The sequence below is a fragment of the Acinetobacter piscicola genome (genome assembly GCF_015218165.1).
Classification (GTDB): Bacteria; Pseudomonadota; Gammaproteobacteria; order Pseudomonadales; family Moraxellaceae; genus Acinetobacter; species Acinetobacter piscicola_A.
The window spans coordinates 3,626,830-3,648,033 of the sequence record NZ_CP048659.1 but is presented as its reverse complement, the minus strand read 5'-3'; the positions used below and the strand labels follow the sequence as shown (position 1 = coordinate 3,648,033).

23 protein-coding genes are annotated in these 21,204 nt (G+C 38.5%); 16 read left to right on the top strand and 7 right to left on the bottom strand.

The features are described 5' to 3' along the window. The first annotated feature begins 202 nt into the window (after nucleotides 1-202). The 6 genes from G0028_RS18095 to pdxH all read left to right on the top strand — a co-directional run bounded on the left by G0028_RS18095 (nucleotide 203) and on the right by pdxH (nucleotide 5,532). Complete coding sequence (locus G0028_RS18095) at nucleotides 203-1,000, top strand: MBL fold metallo-hydrolase (RefSeq protein ID WP_180045523.1); 798 nt, start codon at nucleotides 203-205, stop codon at nucleotides 998-1,000. A 136-nt stretch (nucleotides 1,001-1,136) separates the two neighbouring features. Further along, entirely contained in the window at nucleotides 1,137-1,502 is a 366-nt protein-coding gene (locus tag G0028_RS18090) for a YkgJ family cysteine cluster protein (RefSeq protein ID WP_130072375.1), read from the top strand. Further along, a complete protein-coding gene (locus G0028_RS18085) occupies nucleotides 1,480-1,650 on the top strand; it encodes a hypothetical protein (RefSeq protein WP_180045524.1) in 171 nt (56 codons plus the stop codon). The genes G0028_RS18090 and G0028_RS18085 overlap by 23 nt, the downstream gene beginning before the upstream one ends. A 277-nt stretch (nucleotides 1,651-1,927) precedes the next feature. Then, the gene (gene guaB / locus G0028_RS18080) at nucleotides 1,928-3,394 is read left to right on the top strand and encodes an IMP dehydrogenase (RefSeq protein ID WP_130072374.1); all 1,467 of its coding nucleotides are present in this window, start codon (nucleotides 1,928-1,930) and stop codon (nucleotides 3,392-3,394) included. A gap of 126 nt (nucleotides 3,395-3,520) precedes the next feature. Further along, nucleotides 3,521-4,855 (top strand): phosphoglucosamine mutase, encoded by a 1,335-nt coding sequence (gene glmM, locus G0028_RS18075; RefSeq protein ID WP_180045525.1) that lies wholly within the window; start codon nucleotides 3,521-3,523, stop codon nucleotides 4,853-4,855. 20 nt (nucleotides 4,856-4,875) lie between these two features. After that, the gene (pdxH, locus tag G0028_RS18070; protein WP_130072372.1) at nucleotides 4,876-5,532 is read left to right on the top strand and encodes a pyridoxamine 5'-phosphate oxidase; all 657 of its coding nucleotides are present in this window, start codon (nucleotides 4,876-4,878) and stop codon (nucleotides 5,530-5,532) included. Between the two features lie 83 nt (nucleotides 5,533-5,615). On the opposite strand, the gene G0028_RS18065 is transcribed toward pdxH, so the two are convergent. After that, the gene (locus G0028_RS18065) at nucleotides 5,616-5,993 is read right to left on the bottom strand and encodes a hypothetical protein (protein ID WP_180045526.1); all 378 of its coding nucleotides are present in this window, start codon (nucleotides 5,991-5,993) and stop codon (nucleotides 5,616-5,618) included. Between the two features lie 200 nt (nucleotides 5,994-6,193). On the opposite strand from G0028_RS18065, the gene recJ reads away from it, so the two are divergent. After that, the gene (gene recJ / locus G0028_RS18060) at nucleotides 6,194-7,897 is read left to right on the top strand and encodes a single-stranded-DNA-specific exonuclease RecJ (protein ID WP_180045527.1); all 1,704 of its coding nucleotides are present in this window, start codon (nucleotides 6,194-6,196) and stop codon (nucleotides 7,895-7,897) included. Between the two features lie 72 nt (nucleotides 7,898-7,969). On the opposite strand, the gene G0028_RS18055 is transcribed toward recJ, so the two are convergent. Further along, entirely contained in the window at nucleotides 7,970-8,740 is a 771-nt protein-coding gene (locus G0028_RS18055) for a putative porin (RefSeq protein ID WP_130072369.1), read from the bottom strand. Nucleotides 8,741-9,194: 454 nt separating this feature from the next. Between G0028_RS18055 and prfB the strand changes: the two genes are divergently transcribed. The 3 genes from prfB (at nucleotide 9,195) to G0028_RS18040 (ending at nucleotide 11,876) form a co-directional block, all read left to right on the top strand. Then, nucleotides 9,195-10,290 (top strand): peptide chain release factor 2 gene (gene prfB, locus G0028_RS18050; protein ID WP_130072368.1). Its coding sequence is split into 2 segments (ribosomal slippage): nucleotides 9,195-9,266 and nucleotides 9,268-10,290, totalling 1,095 coding nucleotides; the frame shifts between segments, so codons are not numbered across the junction. 162 nt (nucleotides 10,291-10,452) lie between these two features. After that, complete coding sequence (locus tag G0028_RS18045) at nucleotides 10,453-10,752, top strand: ArsR/SmtB family transcription factor (protein ID WP_130072367.1); 300 nt, start codon at nucleotides 10,453-10,455, stop codon at nucleotides 10,750-10,752. 50 nt (nucleotides 10,753-10,802) lie between these two features. Next, on the top strand, nucleotides 10,803-11,876 hold the full coding sequence (locus G0028_RS18040) for an alkene reductase (protein WP_180045528.1): 1,074 nt from the start codon (nucleotides 10,803-10,805) through the stop codon (nucleotides 11,874-11,876). A 10-nt stretch (nucleotides 11,877-11,886) separates the two neighbouring features. Here G0028_RS18040 and G0028_RS18035 read toward each other — a convergent pair whose 3' ends face one another. Next, nucleotides 11,887-13,053 (bottom strand): GGDEF domain-containing protein, encoded by a 1,167-nt coding sequence (locus G0028_RS18035; RefSeq protein WP_227554750.1) that lies wholly within the window; start codon nucleotides 13,051-13,053, stop codon nucleotides 11,887-11,889. Nucleotides 13,054-13,397: 344 nt separating this feature from the next. Continuing rightward, nucleotides 13,398-14,312, bottom strand: a complete 915-nt coding sequence (locus tag G0028_RS18030) for an alpha/beta hydrolase (RefSeq protein ID WP_130072364.1) — start codon at nucleotides 14,310-14,312, stop codon at nucleotides 13,398-13,400. Nucleotides 14,313-14,468: 156 nt separating this feature from the next. On the opposite strand from G0028_RS18030, the gene G0028_RS18025 reads away from it, so the two are divergent. Further along, nucleotides 14,469-14,897, top strand: coding sequence for a DUF2147 domain-containing protein (locus G0028_RS18025; RefSeq protein WP_130072363.1), 429 nt, complete (start codon nucleotides 14,469-14,471; stop codon nucleotides 14,895-14,897). A 125-nt stretch (nucleotides 14,898-15,022) separates the two neighbouring features. Here G0028_RS18025 and G0028_RS18020 read toward each other — a convergent pair whose 3' ends face one another. Then, complete coding sequence (locus G0028_RS18020) at nucleotides 15,023-15,370, bottom strand: Spx/MgsR family RNA polymerase-binding regulatory protein (RefSeq protein ID WP_180045530.1); 348 nt, start codon at nucleotides 15,368-15,370, stop codon at nucleotides 15,023-15,025. A 516-nt stretch (nucleotides 15,371-15,886) separates the two neighbouring features. Then, nucleotides 15,887-16,705, bottom strand: a complete 819-nt coding sequence (locus G0028_RS18015) for an exodeoxyribonuclease III (protein ID WP_130072361.1) — start codon at nucleotides 16,703-16,705, stop codon at nucleotides 15,887-15,889. A 41-nt stretch (nucleotides 16,706-16,746) separates the two neighbouring features. Between G0028_RS18015 and pyrE the strand changes: the two genes are divergently transcribed. The 5 genes from pyrE (at nucleotide 16,747) to G0028_RS17990 (ending at nucleotide 20,359) form a co-directional block, all read left to right on the top strand. Next, nucleotides 16,747-17,397, top strand: a complete 651-nt coding sequence (gene pyrE, locus G0028_RS18010) for an orotate phosphoribosyltransferase (protein WP_130072360.1) — start codon at nucleotides 16,747-16,749, stop codon at nucleotides 17,395-17,397. Between the two features lie 80 nt (nucleotides 17,398-17,477). Next, complete coding sequence (locus G0028_RS18005; RefSeq protein WP_180045531.1) at nucleotides 17,478-18,029, top strand: hypothetical protein; 552 nt, start codon at nucleotides 17,478-17,480, stop codon at nucleotides 18,027-18,029. Between the two features lie 190 nt (nucleotides 18,030-18,219). Further along, a complete protein-coding gene (locus G0028_RS18000; protein WP_130072358.1) occupies nucleotides 18,220-19,167 on the top strand; it encodes a pirin family protein in 948 nt (315 codons plus the stop codon). 94 nt (nucleotides 19,168-19,261) lie between these two features. Next, nucleotides 19,262-19,660 (top strand): OsmC family protein, encoded by a 399-nt coding sequence (locus G0028_RS17995; protein ID WP_130072357.1) that lies wholly within the window; start codon nucleotides 19,262-19,264, stop codon nucleotides 19,658-19,660. Between the two features lie 96 nt (nucleotides 19,661-19,756). Further along, on the top strand, nucleotides 19,757-20,359 hold the full coding sequence (locus G0028_RS17990; protein WP_180045532.1) for an alpha/beta fold hydrolase: 603 nt from the start codon (nucleotides 19,757-19,759) through the stop codon (nucleotides 20,357-20,359). A 49-nt stretch (nucleotides 20,360-20,408) separates the two neighbouring features. Here the strand turns inward: G0028_RS17990 and G0028_RS17985 are convergent, their stop codons facing one another. Beyond that, the gene (locus G0028_RS17985) at nucleotides 20,409-21,176 is read right to left on the bottom strand and encodes a hypothetical protein (RefSeq protein WP_130072355.1); all 768 of its coding nucleotides are present in this window, start codon (nucleotides 21,174-21,176) and stop codon (nucleotides 20,409-20,411) included. Nucleotides 21,177-21,204 lie beyond the last annotated feature (28 nt).

Genomic DNA, 21,204 nt, shown 5'->3' with positions numbered 1-21,204 from the left:
ATATCTGACATTGGGTTTTAATTGTAATTTGATCATAATACTTATAAATTATAAGGAATTTAAAATACGCTTTCGTATTCTTTCATCGGGGTTCTCATCTATAAATTGTTTGAATGACATGTTGTACTATAAATGTCTGATTGCTTGTAGAAAAAGAAAATGAAAGAAGTGAAATATATAAATAATTTTTAGAGGTTGGGGTATGGCTTTAGATCGCACCACATCGCAAGTACTGTTTGATAATGGTATACATAAATGCATTAGTTTTACGAGTTTAGTTAAAGGTGAAGGTGTACAAGCCAATCAGTTTTTAATTTTAGATCATGAAAGAGCAGCAGTGTTAGATCCCGGTGGTGATTTGACCTATGTGCCCCTCACGATGGAACTCAATAAATATACGCGTTTGCAAAATCTTGATTATGTTATGGCATCGCATCAAGACCCTGACATTATTACCTCTATGCCACGTTGGCTCGTTTATACAGATGCCAAAGTGGTGGCTTCAAAATTATGGGCACGTTTCCTACCGCATTTAAACTCAGCATTTATGAGTGATCGCATGAAAGGTGGATGGTTAGAGCGTCTGATCGAATTACCTGACCAAGGGGGCTCAATTACACTAGGACAAAGTCAAATTATTGTTGTGCCTGCACACTTTTTACATTCAGTGGGTAATTTCCAATTTTATGATCCGATTGCGAAAATTTTATTTTCAGGTGATATGGGCGCATCTATGGTCAAAGATGCTTCGAAACCCATTGATAATTTTGCAGCACATATTCCCACGATGAAAGGTTTTCATCAGCGTTATATGTGTTCAAATCGTATTATCCGTTTATGGGTGAAAATGGTACGCCAAATGGACATTGAAATGATCGTCCCACAACATGGAACGCCTTTTGTTGGTAAAGCAATGATTAATGAATTTTTGGATTGGATCGAAAATTTACAGTGCGGCATCGACTTGATGGATGAAACGGTTTTTACCTGCCCGCAATAAGCGAACAAAAAATTAGAAAAAAATATTGAGTTGAAGAAAAAATATTTTTAAGATTTGCAGTGCCAAAATCTTTTTTAAACCTCTTTCATTGTAACTTAATGGGAGAGGTTTTTTTGACCACGAGAATTTTAAAAATATGTTGTCTCAAATCCCAGCACAGGATGCGTGCTTAAGCTGTGGGGCGTGTTGCGCCTTTTTTAGAGTGTCATTTTATTGGGCAGAAGGAGAGATCATGCCCGATGATGTGGTGGAAGAATTAACCCCTGTCTATTCATGTATGAAAGGCACTAATCAAAAAAATCCACGTTGTGTCATGCTGTCAGGTGAGATTGGGCAGCAGGTGAGCTGTACGATGTATGAACAACGCAGTTCAAGCTGTAAGGAAGTTCAAGCAGGCGATGCACAGTGTAATAAAGCACGCTTTGCACATGGCTTGATTCCATTGGTTGAAATTGAACCTGTATTGCCAAGTAATGACGATGGCTACGACCAAGTGTGTTAAAGGACAGGGTATTTTTATTGCTTTAACTTTGCTTGCGGATTATGCCTATTCGACCAGTACTTTTACTTTGGCGCGAACCCATTGGCTCATGAGTGAAATGGGAATAGGCAATGCAGAGTGCACAGACACTTATGGTTTGAGTAAATAAGACTTCCCACTGCGTGGCAAAACATGGGAGGTGCAATATCGTTTTGTGGATTTAAGACTCATTTTGTATGATCCCAAGACGTATGAAATGGCATGTGTCTATGCTGCAAAGTAAGTCTTATTTTTTCATTCAACATAAAATAAGACTTCAAGTTTCTAGAGTTTGATAAATTTTGTATATATGGAAGTCCCATGCAAGTTTAAAAAAGACAATAAAAAATGAAATTTAAACGGAAATTTGTATATAATAGCTCACGGAAATTACCAGCGAGACTGTTATGTTGACCATCGTTCAAGAAGCCCTTACTTTTGATGATGTCTTATTACTCCCTGCCTATTCTACTGTCCTCCCAAAAGATGTCTCTTTAAAGACACGCCTTACCCGCGGCATTCAACTGAATATTCCTATGGTTTCAGCAGCAATGGATACTGTGACTGAGTCACGTATGGCGATTGCAATGGCGCAAAATGGCGGTATCGGTATCCTGCATAAAAACATGGACATTTCTGCTCAGGCTGCAGAAGTACGCCGTGTGAAAAAATTTGAAGCGGGTATGGTGAAAGATCCAATTACTGTGACACCAGAAACGACAGTACGTGAGTTGATTGCGATTACAGAAGCAAATAACATCAGTGGTGTACCTGTTGTAAAAGACGGTAAAGTGGTAGGTATCGTAACAGGTCGTGATACACGTTTCGAAACCAATCTTGAACAACCTGTTAGTAATATCATGACAGGTCAAGACCGTCTTGTGACAGTTCGTGAAAACGAATCTAAAGAACATATTCAAGCACTTTTACAAAAAAATCGCATCGAAAAAGTGATTGTGGTTGGTGAAAATAATGAACTAAAAGGCTTAATTACGGTGACTGACTTCCGTAAAGCTGAATTGTATCCAAACAGTTGTAAAGATGACTTGGGTCGTCTACGTGTAGGTGCTGCGGTGGGTACAGGTGTAGAAACGCCAAGCCGTGTTGAAGCATTAGTAGAAGCGGGTGTCGATGCGATTGTGGTTGATACTGCACATGGTCATTCTGCAGGTGTAATCGAGCGTGTACGTTGGGTAAAAGCGAACTATCCACAAGTGCAAGTCATTGGCGGAAACATTGCAACAGGTGATGCTGCATTGGCATTGTTAGATGCAGGTGCAGATGCGGTTAAAGTCGGTATCGGTCCTGGTTCAATTTGTACCACACGTATTGTGGCGGGCATTGGTATGCCACAAATCTCTGCGATTGATTCTGTTGCAAATGCATTGAAAGATCAAATTCCATTGATCGCAGATGGTGGTATTCGCTTCTCAGGCGATATGGCAAAAGCGATTGGTGCAGGTGCAAGTACCATCATGGTGGGTTCACTCATGGCGGGTACTGAAGAAGCACCAGGGGAAGTTGAATTCTTCCAAGGTCGTTACTATAAGGCATACCGTGGTATGGGTTCATTGGGTGCGATGGCGGGTGCGACAGGTTCTGCTGACCGTTATTTCCAAGACTCAAAAGCAGGTGCTGAAAAATTAGTACCAGAAGGGATTGAAGGTCGTGTGCCGTACAAAGGTCCAATGGGCAATATCGTGCATCAAATGATGGGTGGTTTACGTTCATCTATGGGGTATACAGGTTCTGCAACAGTTGAAGATCTACGTCAAAACGCGAAATTTGTGAAAATTACCTCAGCAGGTATGTCTGAATCACACGTGCATGATGTAACGATCACCAAAGAAGCGCCGAACTACCGTGTAGGCTAATACATCTTTTTTCGTTGTAATTTTGCATTTAAAAACCGTCATTTTATGACGGTTTTTTTATTTTGGTGTAAAGTAATGCGATTGAAAATCAACTGTTAAACAACACGATAAATAAGTGGGTAAAAAATGAGTTATTTTGGTACAGACGGGATTCGAGGCAAATTTGGTGAACTCCCAATTACCCCAGAATTTGCATTAAAATTAGGATTTGCAGCAGGAAAAGTATTAAAGCAAATTAGTCCAAAAACCAAGCCTATTGTTGTTTTAGGTAAAGATACACGTTTGTCAGGTTATATTTTAGAAGCTGCTTTACAAGCAGGATTGAATGCAGCAGGTGTGTATGTGCATTTGCTTGGTCCTTTGCCAACGCCTGCGATTGCACATTTGACCCGTGCTTTACATGCCAATTTGGGTATCGTAATTTCAGCTTCACATAACCCATATTTTGATAATGGGATTAAATTCTTTTCTGATGAAGGTAAAAAATTACCTGACGCCATTCAGGAAGCGATTAATAAAGAATTAGAAAATGACATCGTGATCGAAGACAACGCCAATTTGGGTAAAAGTGTCCGTGTTAAAGATGCCAATGGTCGTTATATCGAGTTTTGTAAGTCGACATTCCCATACCATTTCAACTTACGCCATTTAAAAATTGTGGTGGATTGTGCACATGGTGCAGCTTATAGCGTTGGACCTGCTGTTTTCCGTGAGTTGGGTGCAAAAGTTATAGCTTTATATAATGAACCAACAGGTTTAAATATTAATGAAAGTTGTGGCTCAACACACCCTGAAAAGTTACAAAAAGCAGTGGTACAACACCAAGCAGATTTAGGTATTGCTTTTGATGGCGATGCGGATCGTGTAGTTTTGGTCGATCGTCATGGTCACTTGGTTGATGGCGATGCGATTTTATATATCCTCGCAACACAAGCCGCAAACAAACCTGCGGGTATTGTGGGAACTGTGATGAGCAATATGGCATTAGAACTTGCACTTGAAAAAGCACAAGTGCCATTTGTTCGTGCCAAAGTTGGTGACCGTTATGTATTGCAGGCACTTGAAGACAATCAATGGGTGATCGGTGGTGAGCCTTCAGGTCATATTTTGACTTTAGATAAAAGTACCACAGGTGATGCGATCATTGCAGCACTACAAGTCTTGACGGTTATGGTTGAGCAAGACAAAGCTTTAGATGAATTAATCGCTGACTTTAAACTTTTGCCAAATGTTTTGGTGAATGTACGTTTAGAAGAAATGTATGACCCGTTTGCTGTACCTGCATTGGTTGCCGCATTTGATCAAGCTGAAAAGCAATTGAAAGGTCGTGGTCGTATTCTGATTCGTAAATCAGGCACTGAGCCTGTGATCCGTGTTATGGTTGAAGGGGATAATTTACAAGAAGTAACTGATCTTGCAAATCATTTGGCAGATCAAGTCCGCCAAAATGCGAAGGCTTAAAAGTTAAGGGGATAAGGTACATGAGTGATGTCATTAAAGATTTAAGTGAGCTACGTCTGACTTATGAAAAGGGTGAACTGCATGAAGATCAAGTGGATACAAATCCACATGAACAATTTCTGAATTGGTTCAATCTGGCTTTAACTGCAAAATTACATGAACCTTATGCTATGTCTTTGGCGACTGCGGATGATAAAGGTCGTCCGCATGTGCGTACTGTGCTACTGCGTGGTGCAACGGAAGCAGGTTATGATTTTTATACCAACTATGACAGTCAAAAAGGTTTAGATTTAGCTGCTAATCCTTATGCAGAAATTTTATTTTATTGGGCTGAATTAGAGCGTCAGGTGCGGATTGGTGGTTATGTCACGAAGATTTCACTTGAAGAGTCCACCGATTATTATCATAAGCGTCCACGTGATAGCCAAATTGCAGCGCATATCAGTACACCACAAAGTGGTGTGATCGAAAGTCGTGAATTACTACAACAACGTTTTCAAGCATTGCATGATCGAGTTGAGCAACAGTCTGAGCTGAATAAACCTGAATTTTGGGGTGGTTATCGTTTAGAACCACAACATTATGAATTTTGGCAAGGTCGTCCGAACCGTTTACATGATCGTCTAAGCTATGAAAAAGTGGATGCAGCTTGGCAGATTCGACGGTTAATGCCTTAAAATATGATGAAGATCAATGCTTTGTATTAAGCTATATGTAATGATGAAAAGAGATCGTTTGTGATCTCTTTTTATTTTAAGATTTAATTTTTTAAATACACAATACTTTGAGTTTCATAAATTTTTTGTCCTGAATAAGGATTATCCACTAATTTAAGATTGACACGTGCTTTACGGTCATTCAGTTCATATTCCTGATATTCATCTTCAGCAAGGTGTTGCATCATATTTTCATATGCTTGATGGTATTGCGTGCAATATTGACGGTCGCCACAGAAAGTTGAAAGGTGAACATTGTCTACATTGTCTACATTGTCTACATTGGCAATTTCCATAGATAAATAACAACTATCTGAACCACAAGCAAATGATTTTAAATAGACCTCTTCAGTCATTGTGCTAGGTAAAGCATATGCATGTTGTAGGCTGAATAGTCCAAATGCCAAAAGAATTTTTTTCATCATATCCTCATTATAAAAGTTGAATTGATTATGGTGTATAAATTTGTTGGTATTTTAAGCTAAATGACTGAATTATTTAAGGTCTAAACAAGCACTCAAAAGCTGATTGTTATATTGGACATGCTGCAAAAATCCTATGCTTGCTGAATGAAAAAGGAACTCTTTATAATCCTATTTAATTGATATGACATGTGAATGCAGTGAATAAAATTAAAATTCGACAACGACCCTTGTTAAGCTCTCCTGATGTTTTTCCGCAATTGCCACATTTCGCTGCTGAAATTTTAGCAAGACGTGGTGTGCAGTCTGAGCAAGAACTCGATTTAAAACTGAAATACTTACTTGCGCCAACCTTGAAAGGTCTTGATCAAGCCATCGAGATCATTGACCGTGCGATAGATGAACATCAAAAAATTGTGATTGTGGGTGACTACGATGCTGATGGTGCAACCAGTACCGCATTGATGATTTTAGCACTGACCGAAATGGGTGCGGATGTGCATTATCTGGTGCCTGATCGTTTTAAATATGGTTATGGCTTAACACCTAAAATTGCCGATTTGGCTTTTGAAAGTTTTCAACCTGACCTATTGATTACTGTGGACAATGGCATTTCAAGTCATGCAGGGGTGGAACAGGCACAGTCACATGCGATGCAAGTGATTATTACCGACCATCATTTAACCACTAAAGAAACACCAAAAGCTGAGGCTGTTGTGAACCCAAATCAGTTGGGCTGTGATTTTCCAAGTAAGGCATTAGCAGGGGTTGGTGTTGCCTTTTATTTGCTTGCCAATCTAAGTAGTTATCGTGGCAAACAAGGAAAGTCGGCTGCGAAGATGGCACAGTATTTAGACTTAGTGGCATTGGGAACCTATGCGGATGTGGCAAGTTTAGACTATAACAATCGCATTTTGGTAGATGCAGGTTTAAAACGCATTCAACAAAATCAATGCCGTGTTGGCATCAGTGCATTGCTCGATATCGCAGGGCGTGAACCCGCAGAGTTAAAAGCCTCAGATTTAGGTTTTGTACTCGGTCCTCGGATTAATGCTGCAGGGCGTATGGACACGATGGATATTGGCATTGAATGCCTGTTGGCAACCGATGCACAAAAAGCCTATGCCTTAGCACGCCAACTCAATGATTTAAATTTGGAACGCCGTCAAATTGAATCGCAAATGAAGCAGGAAGCTTTGCTTGAGATGGAGAAATTACAATTAGATCAAAATCATTTACCTGCCGCCTTGGTGATGTTTGATGAAGATTGGCATCAAGGCGTGATCGGCATTGTTGCGGGACGTTTAAAAGAACAGTTTCATCGCCCGAGTATCGTCTTTGCTGCGGATAAAGATGGTATTCATATCAAAGGTTCAGCTCGTTCCATTGAAGGGATCCATATTCGCGATTGCATTGAAAAAGTGGCGGAGCAGCACCCTCACTTGGTCAGTTTCTTTGGTGGGCATGCAGCAGCGGCAGGCTTAACCATCAAAAAGCAGCACTTTGAAGAATTTAAGCAGATTTTTACTGAATTGATTGCCCAATCTGAGGATGAGTTATTTCAAGCAACGTTATGGACAGATGGCGAATTACCATTGCATGAGATTCAACTGACGACCGTGAATACCATTGAAAATTTAGGCCCTTGGGGGCAAAAATTCCCTGCACCTGTATTTGAAGGGCATTTTCAGGTATTAGAACATCGTTGGCTGAAAGACGTGCATTTAAAATTGAAATTGGCACTGGGCAATGGGCAATCTGTAGATGCAATAGCATTTAATGTTGCAGATCGCTTTGATTTTGACCCTGCGAAACCACAGGTACATTTGGTTTATGAATTAGATAAAAATCAGTTCAATGGCAATGTTAGTGTGCAACTGAGAATGTTGCATTTACAACAGTAAGCTATTTTTCCATTTCCATGAAAAAACCGCTCAAAGTTGAGCGGTTTTTTGTTTTGCTAAGCTCGTTTAATCTTAGAAACGATAGCCTGCACGTACGCCATAAGTATTGTAGTCATCACCGAAGCCTACACGACCTTCCACGCTAACATTTTGATTTAAGAATTTCTTCGCAGAAATACCAAATTCATCACGTTCAGTTAAGTCATTGTTGTAGTAATCAGCACCAACACTTAATGTTTTATCTAAATATAAATCGCCACGTACTTTATATTCATCTAAGTCACCAAATGCACCATATGCTTCGAAGTTCGCATCGTATTGACCAACTTGAGTGACATATTTTGCACGTACAGTTGGGTCTACGCCGTCGTCACCATCTTTTTCATCATAGCCTGTTAAACCTAGAGCAAGTAATAAACCTGGCGCAGGTAAATAACCAACTTCAGCACCGTATGTTGTTACTTTTCTGTCAATATTGGTGTTGTCGACTTCAAGATCGTCACGACCAACATTACCACTTAAATAAAAGTCACTACCTGGTACGAAGTACTCAACGCCTGCACCATATTGTGAATCTTTGATGCCATCATTGTCGGCATAATTTACATGTGCTTTTACATTACTTGCACGGTCAAGGAAGGCTGCTTCATTTAAAGGAGCATTACGTGTTTGTACTGGGTTAAAGTAGTAAGTTCCATCTACACCGAATTGATGTGTTGCATCAAAATCATCCCAATCAGTATAAGTATAAGAACCGCCTACTTCTGCTTGATAAGCATTTGCAGTGCCTGAAACTGCGATCGCTGAAAGTGCGATTGCTGAAGCGATTGCTAATTTTTTCATGGATTCTTCTCCCCTCTGAAAGAAATATAGTTTCATCGTTTTAAATCTTTTGTTACAAGTTCAGTCTAAGGGAAATAATAAATGCGTCAATCATTGCAAAGTAACAGAACTGTAATGTTGGTAAATTAATGTAAAATTCAACAATTAAATTATTTATTTTCAATTATATATATTTATGTTTTGTTTTATTAAAACTATGTAGAAAATGTGTGTAATCTTAAATTTTGATTAAAAGTTAAACAAAATATGTAACAATACATTTTTTAGCCGTTGTCATTTTGCCAAAATATTGTGAAATTTAATTGCTCAATTGACCTCAGTATACCGCGTAAAAGTAGGCAATATTTTATAGCTGAAACAAGCAATTTATTCTAAAAATAAAAGCATTTTTTCATGTTTATATGCTCTGTGATAGAATGCCCCCGAATAAATTTTGATACATAGGATAGCACTCGTGGAAATAAATCCATTTCTAAACCAATTAAAAGACTTAAATGACCGTGGTCTTACACTACGGGGGTATCTTTGACTACGATCTAAAGAAAGAGCGTTTAGAAGAGGTTCTCCGCGAGTTAGAAGATCCTGCCATTTGGAATGACCAAAGCCGTGCACAGGCGATGGCTAAAGAAAAAGGTGAACTTGAAAACGTACTCAACGTTTTAGAAGGTTTAGCCACACAAATTGAAGATGCTCAAGCACTTTTAGACTTGGCTGTTGAAGCGGATGATGAAAGTTTATTGGTCGATGTACAAGCAGAGTTAGACACAGCAGAAGCTGAATTGGCGAAGCTTGAGTTCCGTCGTATGTTTAGTAACCCAATGGACCCGAACCCATGTTATGTGGAAATTCAGGCAGGTTCTGGCGGTACAGAAGCACAGGACTGGGCTTCGATGTTACTACGTATGTATATGCGTTGGATTGAACGTCATGGCTTTAAAGCCGAACTGATGGAAGAATCGGATGGCGATGTAGCAGGGATTAAATCTGCAACCATTCGTGTGGAAGGTGAGTATGCTTATGGTTGGTTACGTACCGAATCTGGTGTACATCGTTTAGTGCGTAAGTCACCTTTTGACTCGGGTAACCGTCGTCATACTTCATTCTCAGCAGTATTCGTTTCACCTGAAGTCGATGACAATATTGAAATTGATATTAACCCTGCCGATGTTCGCACAGATACCTACCGTGCATCAGGTGCAGGTGGTCAGCACATTAACAAAACTGACTCTGCGGTACGTTTAACACATGCACCAACAGGTATTGTGGTTGCATGTCAGAACCAACGTTCACAACATGCCAACCGTGACCATGCATGGAAACAGTTACGTGCAAAATTGTATGAACTGGAAATGAGTAAACGTAACGAGGCAGCACAGGCACTTGAAGACTCTAAGTCTGATATTGGTTGGGGCAGCCAGATTCGTTCGTATGTATTGGATGATTCACGTATTAAAGACTTGCGTACAGGCGTGGAAAATTCCAACACAGGTGCGGTTCTTGATGGTGATCTGGATAAATTTATTGAGGCGAGCTTAAAGCAAGGGCTTTAATCGCTGAAATTAAATTTTTATAAAAAGCAAAGCATTATCTGCATGTTTACAATATATCTAAAATAATCGATATTAAAATCGAAAAAATACGATATATTGAGTTTAACGATGCTGGGTAATGCTTTGTTGTGCATTTGAATATGTCTGATACGAGTTCTAAGTATGGATATTGATTTAATTTCTAAAGCTTTGGCAAATCCGACTCGACGGCAGATCTTGGCGTGGTTGAAAAACCCGCAGCAATATCTGTGCGAAGAACAGTGCGGAGGCTTTAGTCGTGGGGTCTGTGCAGGGAATATCGAAAAACTCGGTAAGGTCTCACAATCCACCATGTCAAATCATTTGTCTGTGTTACAACAGTCAGGTCTAATTCAGGCTGAAAAATATGGTCAATGGTCTTATTTTTCCCGCAATGAAGCTCTTATTCAGCAATATATTGAACATTTACAGCAAGCACTGTAAGACTCAGCAGATGCTGAGATTCTCTCTCTTTGGTGCTGAATGAGGCAAAAATGGCTGAACTGAATTCTCCGCTTATTTTAGGTGATTTACACCTTAAAAACCGTGTCATCATGGCACCTTTAACCCGTAGTCGCGCGACCATAGACCGTGTTCCTACGGCAATGATGGCAGAGTACTATGCTCAAAGAGCCAGTGCAGGTTTAATCATTTCTGAAGCGACGGTTATTTCTGAACAAGCCAATGGTTATTTAAACACGCCGGGATTATTCACCGATGCTCAGGTGGAAGGCTGGAAGCTAACCACGCAGGCAGTACATGACAAAGGTGGTTTGATTGTTGCTCAACTTTGGCATGTTGGACGAGTATCACACCCAGATTTATTGAATGGTGAAACCCCTGTTTCGGCAAGTGCAGTACAGCAAGCAGGGCAAGTCAGTTTACTACGTCCAAAACGTGAATATATTGTTCCTCGTGCATTAGAAATTTCAGAAATTAAAAGCATTGTTGAACAATATAAACAGGCTGCAATCCGTGCCAAAGACGCAGGTTTTGATGGTGTTGAACTCCATGCTGCCAATGGTTATTTGATCGATCAGTTTTTACAGAGCAAAACCAATCAGCGTGATGATGAATACGGTGGCTCTGTGGAAAACCGTGCCCGTCTATTGCTTGAAGTGACCGATGCCTTGATCGAAGTTTGGGGGGCGGGTCGTGTGGGTGTGCATTTGGCACCTCGTGGCGATGAACATGACATGGGGGATGCTGATCCACGTGAAACCTTTGGCTATGCACTTGAAGAATTGGGTAAACGTAAAATCGCGTTCTTCTTTACCCGTGAATATCTAGCAGATGACAGTATCAGCATTTATATGAAAGAACGTTCAGGTGGCGTGCCATATATTGCCAATATGAAATTAAGCCGTGCAGATGCCATTGAACTCTTAGCTTCAGGCAAAGCCGATGCGGTGTCTTTTGGTAAAGCTTATATTTCAAATCCTGATCTGTATGAACGTTTACTTCTGGATGCACCTTTGAATGAACTGGTGTTTGAAAATATGATTGGCTCACAAACAGCAGAAGGCTATATTGATTACCCTGCTTTAGCAGAAGATCCGACCGCTTAAACTTTAGCATTCAAGGTTTGAGCGTTTTATGTTGGAATGACTGAAATGTTGTTCCATCATAAATTTGTACTTGATTTCGCCCTGCTTGTTTGGCGTGATAGAGTGCTCGATCTGCTAAATAAATCGCTTGATCAATATTTGCTAAGTTGCGAGTTATGCCTAAACCAAAACTAGCCGTCAGATAAATCTGTTGACCATCATCGAGTTGTAAAGGATGGTGAGCAATCATTTTTCGACACTTTTCTGCGATTTCTAAAGCTTGTGTTTCTGTAATTTGTGGTAAAAGTAAAATAAATTCCTCACCACCATAACGCGCGACAATATCCGTTTTACGAACCGATGCAGATAACGTTTTTGCAATGTGTGTAAGTGCTAAATCACCTGTGTGATGCCCATATCGATCATTAATCGCTTTGAAATGGTCTAAATCAAGTAAAATAATGAGATAAGAAAGCTGCTGTTGTTGTAGCTCTTTGATTTTATCATCAAAAAAGCGTCGATTATATAACCCTGTTAATGGATCGATTTGGCTAATCTGTTGAAATAAAGATTCTCTATGGCGCCATTGCATGAGCAGTATTTCAAAGAAAAATAGACCTGCAAATAACACAGGAATAATGAAATAAATCATGCTATAAACCCAAAAACTATTATGATAGGGAATACTATTTAATAGTTGATGGCTAAAAATAGGTGCATAAGGAATGATATTTTTAGTGGTCAGATAAATTAGAGTGGAAAAAATAGAGGTCGCTAAAACTAAATTAAAATAAATAATTTTTTGATTAAATAAAACTAATCCGATACCTGTGACACAAACACTGGTAAATATTGTTGCGGGGCTATAGATTCCAACTAAATAACCGTCTAATATTAAAATTAAGATAAATGTTGTAATCACAAAATAGCTAAAATAATGATTTACCCATTGTTTTTTATGATTAAAAATACTGATAATAATTAAAATAGTCAGACAAATGATAGAAATAATGTTAATCGAAAGTTGATGTTTTAATAATGAAATGTTTAACCATTGCCACAGTGTTGGTGTGATTAAAATATAAACTTTCCACATAATCCAAAGTAAATGAATTAAAATAGCCAATACCAATACTAAAATACATTTATGAATAGTAGACCAACTCATAATAATGTTAGATTGTATATAATTGATCATTTTTTTTGCTAAATTATTCATGGGAGTTAGCTTAAATCATTATTTATGTATTTTTTATACATACTCTAAAATATAGAATATTTTAATAAAAAACACGGTATTTTTTACGGGAGCATTTTAAGTTAATCTTTTACTAAATTGACTCAAGATATATTTTTATATCGATTCTGAGCCAATTTTAAATAGATTGAAAAGAAAAATAATGCATAAATTATGTGTTATAAAATTATAAACCTAAATGATTATTTTCTAAATATTTTTTTATTTAAAATTATGTCTAAAAATGCGATATAAGCAGTGAGCAGCTATTGCTAACTGACTGCTTAATATTTTTTACAACGTGATTAGCTTTGATCAAGTCGATGGGCAAAGTCAGCAATATCGGCAAGTGCTTTTTTTGCTTCATCAAACCATGGACTAAACATTTGAAAGTTATGCCACATCCCTGTATAGAGTTTATAGGTGACATCTACATCGGCTTTTTTAGCTTTTTTCTCGAAACGGATTGCATCATCCATTAAGATTTCTTTTGAACCCACTTGTACAAGTGTAGGAGGGAGACCTTTAAAATCACCAAAAATAGGTGAAATTTCAGGAATAGAAGCATCTATACCTTGTGGAACATAATAACTAATCCCCGTTTCTAAGGCTTCTACAGAAAGTAAAGCATCATGTTTTTGATTATAACGTAAAGATTCACTGGTTAATGTTAAGTCTAAAAAAGGTGACATTAAAATTAAGCCACTGGGTAGATGTTCGGGATCGTCTTTTTTTAGTTTTAATGCGAGTGCTAAAGCTAAATTTGCACCGCAAGAATCACCTGAAACAATAATATCTTTGGCTTGTACACCTTGATCCATAAGCATTTGATAAATATCATAAATCGCATCGCTTGCTTCAGGATACGGGTGATCAGGCGCTAAAGGATAGTCCACATGTAAGACTTGCATTTGTGTGCGAAGTGCAATTTCAGATAAAAAAGCCCGATGTGTTTTGAGTGAACCAACGAAAAAAGCACCACCATGAATGTGAAAAATCATCTGCGTGGTTGAAGCTTGTGGCTTTATTTCTTCAGCATGTATACCTGCAATACGCAAAGAGCGCAAAACCACGCCTTTGGGTTGAGGAAAAACACGTGTCAGTTGTTCGAGAGCAAAACGTACAGCAGTCGGTGGGAGATTTAAGCGACTAGGCATTTTAAAACTGGTCTTTAAAATAGTTTCTGTGATGAATTGTTTCATTAACGGATTAATCTTCATGCTTTTTCCATTTTGTTTGGTTTTTACTGTTTTTATTTGTTGAATAACCAACATTATTTACAAGGGTACACTAAATAGTCACATTCAAAAATTGCATATTTGTTGTAATTTTTGAATACTATTACATGTTAATGATGACTAGGGAAATCAACAAAAATGAAAAAAATAGCACTAATGATGGGTTTATTGACAGTGACAGCATTTGCCAATGCCGCAGATCCACTTAACGGCACAGTATGGAAAACCATCGATGATGAAACCAAACAAGCTAAAGCAGTGGTGAAATTTACTGAACAAAAAAATGGTACGCTTTCAGCTACGATTCAAAGCATTGTGACGCCAGGTGAAGAAAATGCATGTACGAAATGTGAAGGGAAGTATCACAATAAATCGTTGAAAGGTGTCACCATTGTTTACGGTTTAAAAAATGTAAATGGTAAATATGAAGGCGGCACAATTTTAGATCCCAAAAATGGTAAAACCTATAAGCTTAAAGGTGAGTTAGCAGGTAATAAGCTTAACTTACGTGGTTATATGGGGGTTTCAGCATTGGGTCGTAATCAAACTTGGATTCGTGCCAACTAATCCTGAGTCAATGAATGATTAAAAAAAAGCTCGATGAACATATCGAGCTTTTTTATTGTTAACTTAAAAAGATAGAGTGACAGATGAGATCAAACGCTGTTTAAGTTGTTACCGCGCATTGGATATTATTGGAGTGCTTTGATTTTTTCTTCATCAAAACCGACCACGTACATGCCATCTTTTTCAATCACAGGACGTTTGATCATACTTGTGTGTATGATGAGTGCTTGAATGAGGTTCTCTTGGCTTGCTAAAGCCTCTTGTTGTTCTTGTTCAGAAAGTTTTTTCCAGGTTGTGCCTTTTTTATTGAGAATAATCTCTGCTCCTTGCTGCGTTAACCATTTTTTTAATGTGTCCGCATCTATGCCTTGTTTTTTATAATCATGAAACTCATAAGGAATGGACAATTCATTGAGTAAATCAAATGCTTTTTTCATCGAATTACAGTTTTTGATTCCGTAAATTTTCAACATAGCCGAGAACCTATTTGTCGTTAAATTTGAATACTGATAAATTTTAGGGTAGCAAAAAAATGCGATGACCAAAAACGATTTAAAATTTAAAATGAGAAATGGAAGGTGAAAATATCACTTGTCATAAAAATGAAAGATAAAGTGTTTAAATTAAGAGATATAAACATGAAGAAAAATTATAAAGATAAACAACGAAAACACTTGAAAATAACAAAGTAATTATTTAAAACATAAGAAAGAGAAAACCCGCATCTAATCATCCTGACTATGCGGGTCTCAGTACAACGTCCAATGTCAAATCCATTAAAAATATTAAACTTGCGTTTAGTATTTTCTTTTCATCCTACGGCGTCCTATCCTTTTGCTGTCATCCTGACAATGTCCCTGTGCCGTGAGACAATAATGCGCTTATTGAGGTGAAGAAAAAATACGATAACACGACAAGCATTGTACGATATTTACATATATTAAGTGAACATGTGTTCACTTAATATATTGAGAAAGGACTACAACGCGTTAAATTTGGTAATCAATAATGACCGGTGCATGGTCACTAAACCATTGTTCTTTGTAGACCCAAGCATTGACAGTGCGTGCTTTCCAGTCTGGTGAACATGCTTGATAGTCGATGCGCCAGCCCACATTTTTAGCACGAGCTTGCCCACGATTTGACCACCAAGAATAAACTTCAGCTTCTTTACGTACTTCACGGAAAGTATCTACATAGCCTAAATCATCATAAATATGGTCGAGCCAAGCACGTTCATGTGGTAAACAACCAGACGCTTTTTGGTTGCCTGACCAGTTTTTAATATCAATGCGTTTATGCACGATATTATAATCCCCACAAACGATGACGGATTTATTTTCATCACGCCATTGTTTTAAAATGATTTTATATTCTTCCAAAAAATGATCTTTACGTGTTTGTGCTTCTTCACCTGATGAGCCTGAAGGAAGGTAAAGTGAACAAATATGGATGTTTTGTTCTAAACCGAGATCAAATTCAGCACTGATAAAACGGCCCTGTGAATCGGCTAATTCAAATCCTAAACCATCTTTGACGGATACAAAAGGTAATCGGCTATAGATGGCAGTTCCTGCATAGCCAGCTTTTTCTGCGGGGAATAGGTGTGTGTACCAACCTTCAGGTTTAAACTTGTCTGTCCATTGTGCATGAGTAATGCGACTTTCTTGCATGCAGATCACGTCTGCATCGGATTGTTCCATCCAGTCAAGAAGTCCTTTGGTCACAGAAGCACGGAGACCATTTACGTTAATGGACACAACGCGTAAAATTTTTTGATCACTTGGATAGCTACTCTTTGGTATCATGCGCAAGTCTTTACCTCTATACAGAATATTTGGAGCACCTCATGTCAACGCCAGCTCAGTTTAACCCACAAGCTTTTATCGAACTCGCATTATCACGTGGTGTGCTTAAATTTGGTGAGTTTACTTTAAAATCAGGCCGTGTGAGCCCTTATTTTTTTAATGCAGGTTTGCTCAACGATGGTGAAGCATTATCGCTACTTGCACAGGGTTATGCAGATAAAATCACACAATGTAACAATGTTGAGGTGATTTTTGGCCCTGCTTATAAGGGCATTCCATTTGTTGCAGCAACAGCTGTGGCACTTTCTCAAATTCACGGTGTCAGTGTACCTTGGGGTTTTAACCGCAAAGAAGCAAAGGATCACGGTGAGGGGGGGGTATTGGTCGGTGCTGCGGTTGAAGGTAAAAAAGTGTGGATCATTGATGATGTGATCACTGCTGGAACTGCGATTCGTGAAGTTGTGACTATTTTGAAAAATGCGGGTGCAAGTATTGCAGGTGTATTGGTTGCTTTAGATCGTCAAGAAAAAGGTCAAGGCTCATTGTCTGCTATTCAAGAAGTACAAAAAGAGTTAGAAATTCCTGTACATGCTTTAATTACCATGAAAGATTTGATGGAATATTTAGACGCTAAAGGTGAAAAAGAAGCTTTGGCAAAAATGGAAGCTTATCGTGTTAAATATGGTATTTAAGCCTGTAAAAAATAATGATTTAGAGTAAGGAGCGTAAGCTCCTTATTTTGTTGGTTGATTTGTTTCAGGTGAATGGATAGATGCTTTTTTTAGTTTTAGTTGTCATCGTAATTGTACTTGGTTTTTTTATGATACAACAATTGGATGAACGACGTTGGCAACGTTATCAGTTTGAACGTGATATGTTTTTTCGTGATCATCCTTTGTTATTACAAGACATAGATGACTTTGATTATGCACTGAAATTAAGTCATGCGATGCAGCGTAAAATTATCACTGAACTGATGCTAAAACTCACAATACAACCCATCTATAAAAAAATGCGTTTACAACGCCTACCTGAAATAAGACAAGAAAAATATCATATCCAAGTGTTATTAAATGATATTAAAATCGGGGAATTAGACCGTAATTATGCGCAACAATGTGGAGAGCGTTTAGTTAAAACGGATTTTGAAATTGGTCGCCCGATTGAAGTTTTGGCAGAAATTTTGGTGTTACGTAAAAATAGTCATGAACTCACCTGTCAAATACATTTGAGTTTGCCTCAAGATCCGACACAGATCGCCAATTTATTGGTTGCTGAACAAGCAAGTTTAAAATCGAAAGTGCAAATGCCGCATAGTCAATAGATTGATCTAATTTCAATTTTTTGCTGTGATTTTTTTTACATAAGAATAAAAAAACAATTCTGTTATTGTCCTATCCTTGATATTCAGCGTATTAATTGTGCTATAGGTCAAGGATTTAAAAATTGACTACAATGTGCAATATTCAGCATGACCATAACAATTTTATGGATAGGTAATTTAGGATAACAAGATGACCAATACCAATTATACCGAGATTTCGAATTCAGACGATTGTGAAAAATACGTGAATAAATTTATTCAAGATTTTGAAATTCGCTCTGCTGAGATTGGCAAAGGCACCGTCATTAAACGTGCATTACCGAGTCGTCATAAACGCATGATTGGCGCATGGTGCTTTTTGGATCACGCAGGTCCAGTCCATTTTCCACAAGGCGATGGTTTAGATGTTGGACCACATCCACATATTGGCTTACAGACCTTTACCTGGATGATTGAAGGAACCATGATGCATACAGATAGCATTGGTTCAAAACAATTGATTCGCCCAAAACAAGTCAACTTAATGACGGCGGGTTATGGCATTTCACATACAGAAGTTGCACCAGATACTGAAACCAAGATGCATGCTGCACAGCTATGGATTGCATTGCCTGATGATAAACTCAATATGGCACCGCAGTTTGATCATTATCCAGAGTTGCCTGTCGTGATCCGAGAGGGGGTTGAATTTACAGTATTGGTTGGTGAGTATCTCGATACGACTTCGCCTGTGAAGGTCCATAGTGAACTTTTAGGCGTTGATTTAACAGCTCAAGAATCAACCACGACACGTATTCCACTTAATCCTCAGTTTGAATATGGCTTTTTAGCGTTAGAAGGCAACGCAATCATCAATGGGCATGAACTGACTGATGATAATATGGTGGTGCTAGAACCAGGTTTAAATGAAATAGAAATACAGCTTTATGCGGGTAGTCGTTTGTTGTTACTTGGTGGGGAGCCGTTTGAGTCACCGATTTTATTATGGTGGAATTTGGTTGGGCGCACGCAAGAAGAATTAAAAATTGCACGTGAGCAATGGATAAATCATGATGCGCGTTTTGGCACAATTCCTGACTATGATGGTCCTCGTTTAGAAGCACCTGCATTCCCAGATAAAATGCGCCCGTCAAAATAAGTTTTAAATGTTTAAGATCAGCTCAACATCAGATGTGTGTTGAGTTTTAACATGGCAGCTTGAGCCATATTTTAAATTCATCAGGAGAATAACCATGGCAATGATTGCACATGCAAAAGTAAAAACATTGTCTACAGCATGGTCGGGTGAAGTGACCAGTGGTCAACATCAACTCATGACAGATAAACCTGAATCTTTTGGTGGTCAAGATAAAGGCTTAGCACCCTATGATTTTATTTGTTCAGGATTAATCTCATGCACCATGATTACCTTACGTATGTATGCACAGCACAAAGGTTTTGATTTAGGTGAGTTCACTGTTGAAGCTGATTTTAATGCCAATAAAGAAGGCAAAGAATGGATTGAGCGTCGTTTGTCTTTTGAGCAAGAACTTTCTGCGGAGTTAAAACAAAAGGTCTTAGATATTTGTCAAAAAACGCCTGTCACCAAAACTTTATTGCGTAGTGTCGAGATTCAAACAACATTACTTTAAAGCAGTCATCAAAAGGTATTGTCATGGCAATGCCTTTTTTTATAACTCATCCATTTAAAAATAAGAATGCTTTAACATCTTGAAAGAGATTTGAATTTGCACAATTTTATATTTTTGCCGGGTGCTTCGGGCAGTACAGCATTTTGGCAACCTGTGGTGCAGGCTTTGCCAAGCCATTTGCATCCATCTATTGTGGCTTATCCCAGTTTTGATGGTCAGCCTGATCATGCTGAAGTACAAAGCTTTGAAGATCTACAACATTATGTATTGCAAAAGATTCAGCAGCCGAGTGTGATTGTAGCCCAATCTATGGGTGGGGTTTTTGCGGTGCAAGCGGCTTTACAAAAACCACATTTGGTTCGGGCTTTAGTTTTGGTAGCAACGTCTGGCGGTATTGATTTAAGCCCATTTGATGTGGCGAATTGGCGAGAGGATTATCAGCTTAACTTGGCTGTACCAGATTGGTTTGCGGTACATCATTCCGATGTCAGTACGCAGTTGGATCAAATACAATGTCCTGTGCTGTTGCTCTGGGGCGATGCCGATCCAATCAGTCCTGTTGCTGTGGGTGAGTATTTACAACAGAAATTACCCAAGGCTGAGCTTTTTGTGATTGCACATGGACAGCATGATTTGGCAAATGTTTATGCAGAGCAAGTGTCAAGACTCATTTTAGCGTTTTTTGCAAAGCTGCAATAAAAATGCCCAAGATAGGCTTGAGCATTTTACTGCAGTTGAATAGAAAGAATTAAGCCAAACAGTCCTGTTTAGAAACTAAATCTGGGCAACCCAATGGATTGAGTGCGCATTTTAAATCTTCGATTTGTTCGGGGGTGACATATCCTTTTGACTGTAAATATTCGGCAACCCGGTCATCACGTAGGCTGAGGAATGCGGCATCATATACTTCTAGGTCGACAAATAGGGCAGCGGTTTCTAAGCTATTAAAGCGATCAAGGAAAATGTCATCGCCATACATTAAAAAGATATGGTCATATGCTGCATGTGTGTCAACATTTAAACGCTGTGCCAAAGTGGTGGGTGAGGTTTTAACAAAGAGTAAATCAGACAATTCATCAAATTGGGTTAAGTCAAGCACATTTTCCCCTGTTTTGACTTTGCCTAACCATGCTTTAAACACCAATACTGCACCGCCACGTAATAACATACTCCAAATTTGATGACGAGTTTCATCATCTAAAGATTTACATTCCTCTTTGAGTTCTTGAATGAGTAATTCTTCTTGTTGCGCAATTTTGTCAAATAAACCTAAACCTTGTGGTTGATAAGCAGCCGATGTAAAGACATCAAATTTTAGATCTTCAAACACTTTCAACGCCAACGGTACTGCTGCTTGATAAAGTGCATTCAGTGCATGTAATTGGGCATGTTCAAGCTTGCTATGTGGAAAAACTTCTGCCCAATTAATCTCAGGCAAAATCGCATTCACGCCATACTGACGGTGGAATTGTTGTGTTTGGTGAATACCCTGTGGGACTGCTGCTGAAATGTTCATGGGAAAGCTCCTACTTTTAAATTTTTGT

Excerpts from the sequence above, each read along its gene's own strand:
- G0028_RS18035 (WP_227554750.1), bottom strand. The coding sequence starts at position 13,053 with ATGATCAATTATATACAATCTAACATTATTATGAGTTGGTCTACTATT.
- G0028_RS18020 (WP_180045530.1), bottom strand. The coding sequence starts at position 15,370 with ATGTTGAAAATTTACGGAATCAAAAACTGTAATTCGATGAAAAAAGCA.
- G0028_RS17995 (WP_130072357.1), top strand. The coding sequence starts at position 19,262 with ATGGCAATGATTGCACATGCAAAAGTAAAAACATTGTCTACAGCATGG.
- G0028_RS18065 (WP_180045526.1), bottom strand. The coding sequence starts at position 5,993 with ATGAAAAAAATTCTTTTGGCATTTGGACTATTCAGCCTACAACATGCA.
- G0028_RS18045 (WP_130072367.1), top strand. The coding sequence starts at position 10,453 with ATGGATATTGATTTAATTTCTAAAGCTTTGGCAAATCCGACTCGACGG.
- G0028_RS18025 (WP_130072363.1), top strand. The coding sequence starts at position 14,469 with ATGAAAAAAATAGCACTAATGATGGGTTTATTGACAGTGACAGCATTT.
- G0028_RS18030 (WP_130072364.1), bottom strand. The coding sequence starts at position 14,312 with ATGAAGATTAATCCGTTAATGAAACAATTCATCACAGAAACTATTTTA.
- G0028_RS18040 (WP_180045528.1), top strand. The coding sequence starts at position 10,803 with ATGGCTGAACTGAATTCTCCGCTTATTTTAGGTGATTTACACCTTAAA.
- glmM (WP_180045525.1), top strand. The coding sequence starts at position 3,521 with ATGAGTTATTTTGGTACAGACGGGATTCGAGGCAAATTTGGTGAACTC.
- G0028_RS18085 (WP_180045524.1), top strand. The coding sequence starts at position 1,480 with ATGGCTACGACCAAGTGTGTTAAAGGACAGGGTATTTTTATTGCTTTA.
- guaB (WP_130072374.1), top strand. The coding sequence starts at position 1,928 with ATGTTGACCATCGTTCAAGAAGCCCTTACTTTTGATGATGTCTTATTA.
- G0028_RS17985 (WP_130072355.1), bottom strand. The coding sequence starts at position 21,176 with ATGAACATTTCAGCAGCAGTCCCACAGGGTATTCACCAAACACAACAA.
- G0028_RS18055 (WP_130072369.1), bottom strand. The coding sequence starts at position 8,740 with ATGAAAAAATTAGCAATCGCTTCAGCAATCGCACTTTCAGCGATCGCA.
- G0028_RS18095 (WP_180045523.1), top strand. The coding sequence starts at position 203 with ATGGCTTTAGATCGCACCACATCGCAAGTACTGTTTGATAATGGTATA.
- G0028_RS18005 (WP_180045531.1), top strand. The coding sequence starts at position 17,478 with ATGCTTTTTTTAGTTTTAGTTGTCATCGTAATTGTACTTGGTTTTTTT.
- pyrE (WP_130072360.1), top strand. The coding sequence starts at position 16,747 with ATGTCAACGCCAGCTCAGTTTAACCCACAAGCTTTTATCGAACTCGCA.
- G0028_RS18090 (WP_130072375.1), top strand. The coding sequence starts at position 1,137 with ATGTTGTCTCAAATCCCAGCACAGGATGCGTGCTTAAGCTGTGGGGCG.
- G0028_RS18015 (WP_130072361.1), bottom strand. The coding sequence starts at position 16,705 with ATGATACCAAAGAGTAGCTATCCAAGTGATCAAAAAATTTTACGCGTT.
- pdxH (WP_130072372.1), top strand. The coding sequence starts at position 4,876 with ATGAGTGATGTCATTAAAGATTTAAGTGAGCTACGTCTGACTTATGAA.
- G0028_RS18000 (WP_130072358.1), top strand. The coding sequence starts at position 18,220 with ATGACCAATACCAATTATACCGAGATTTCGAATTCAGACGATTGTGAA.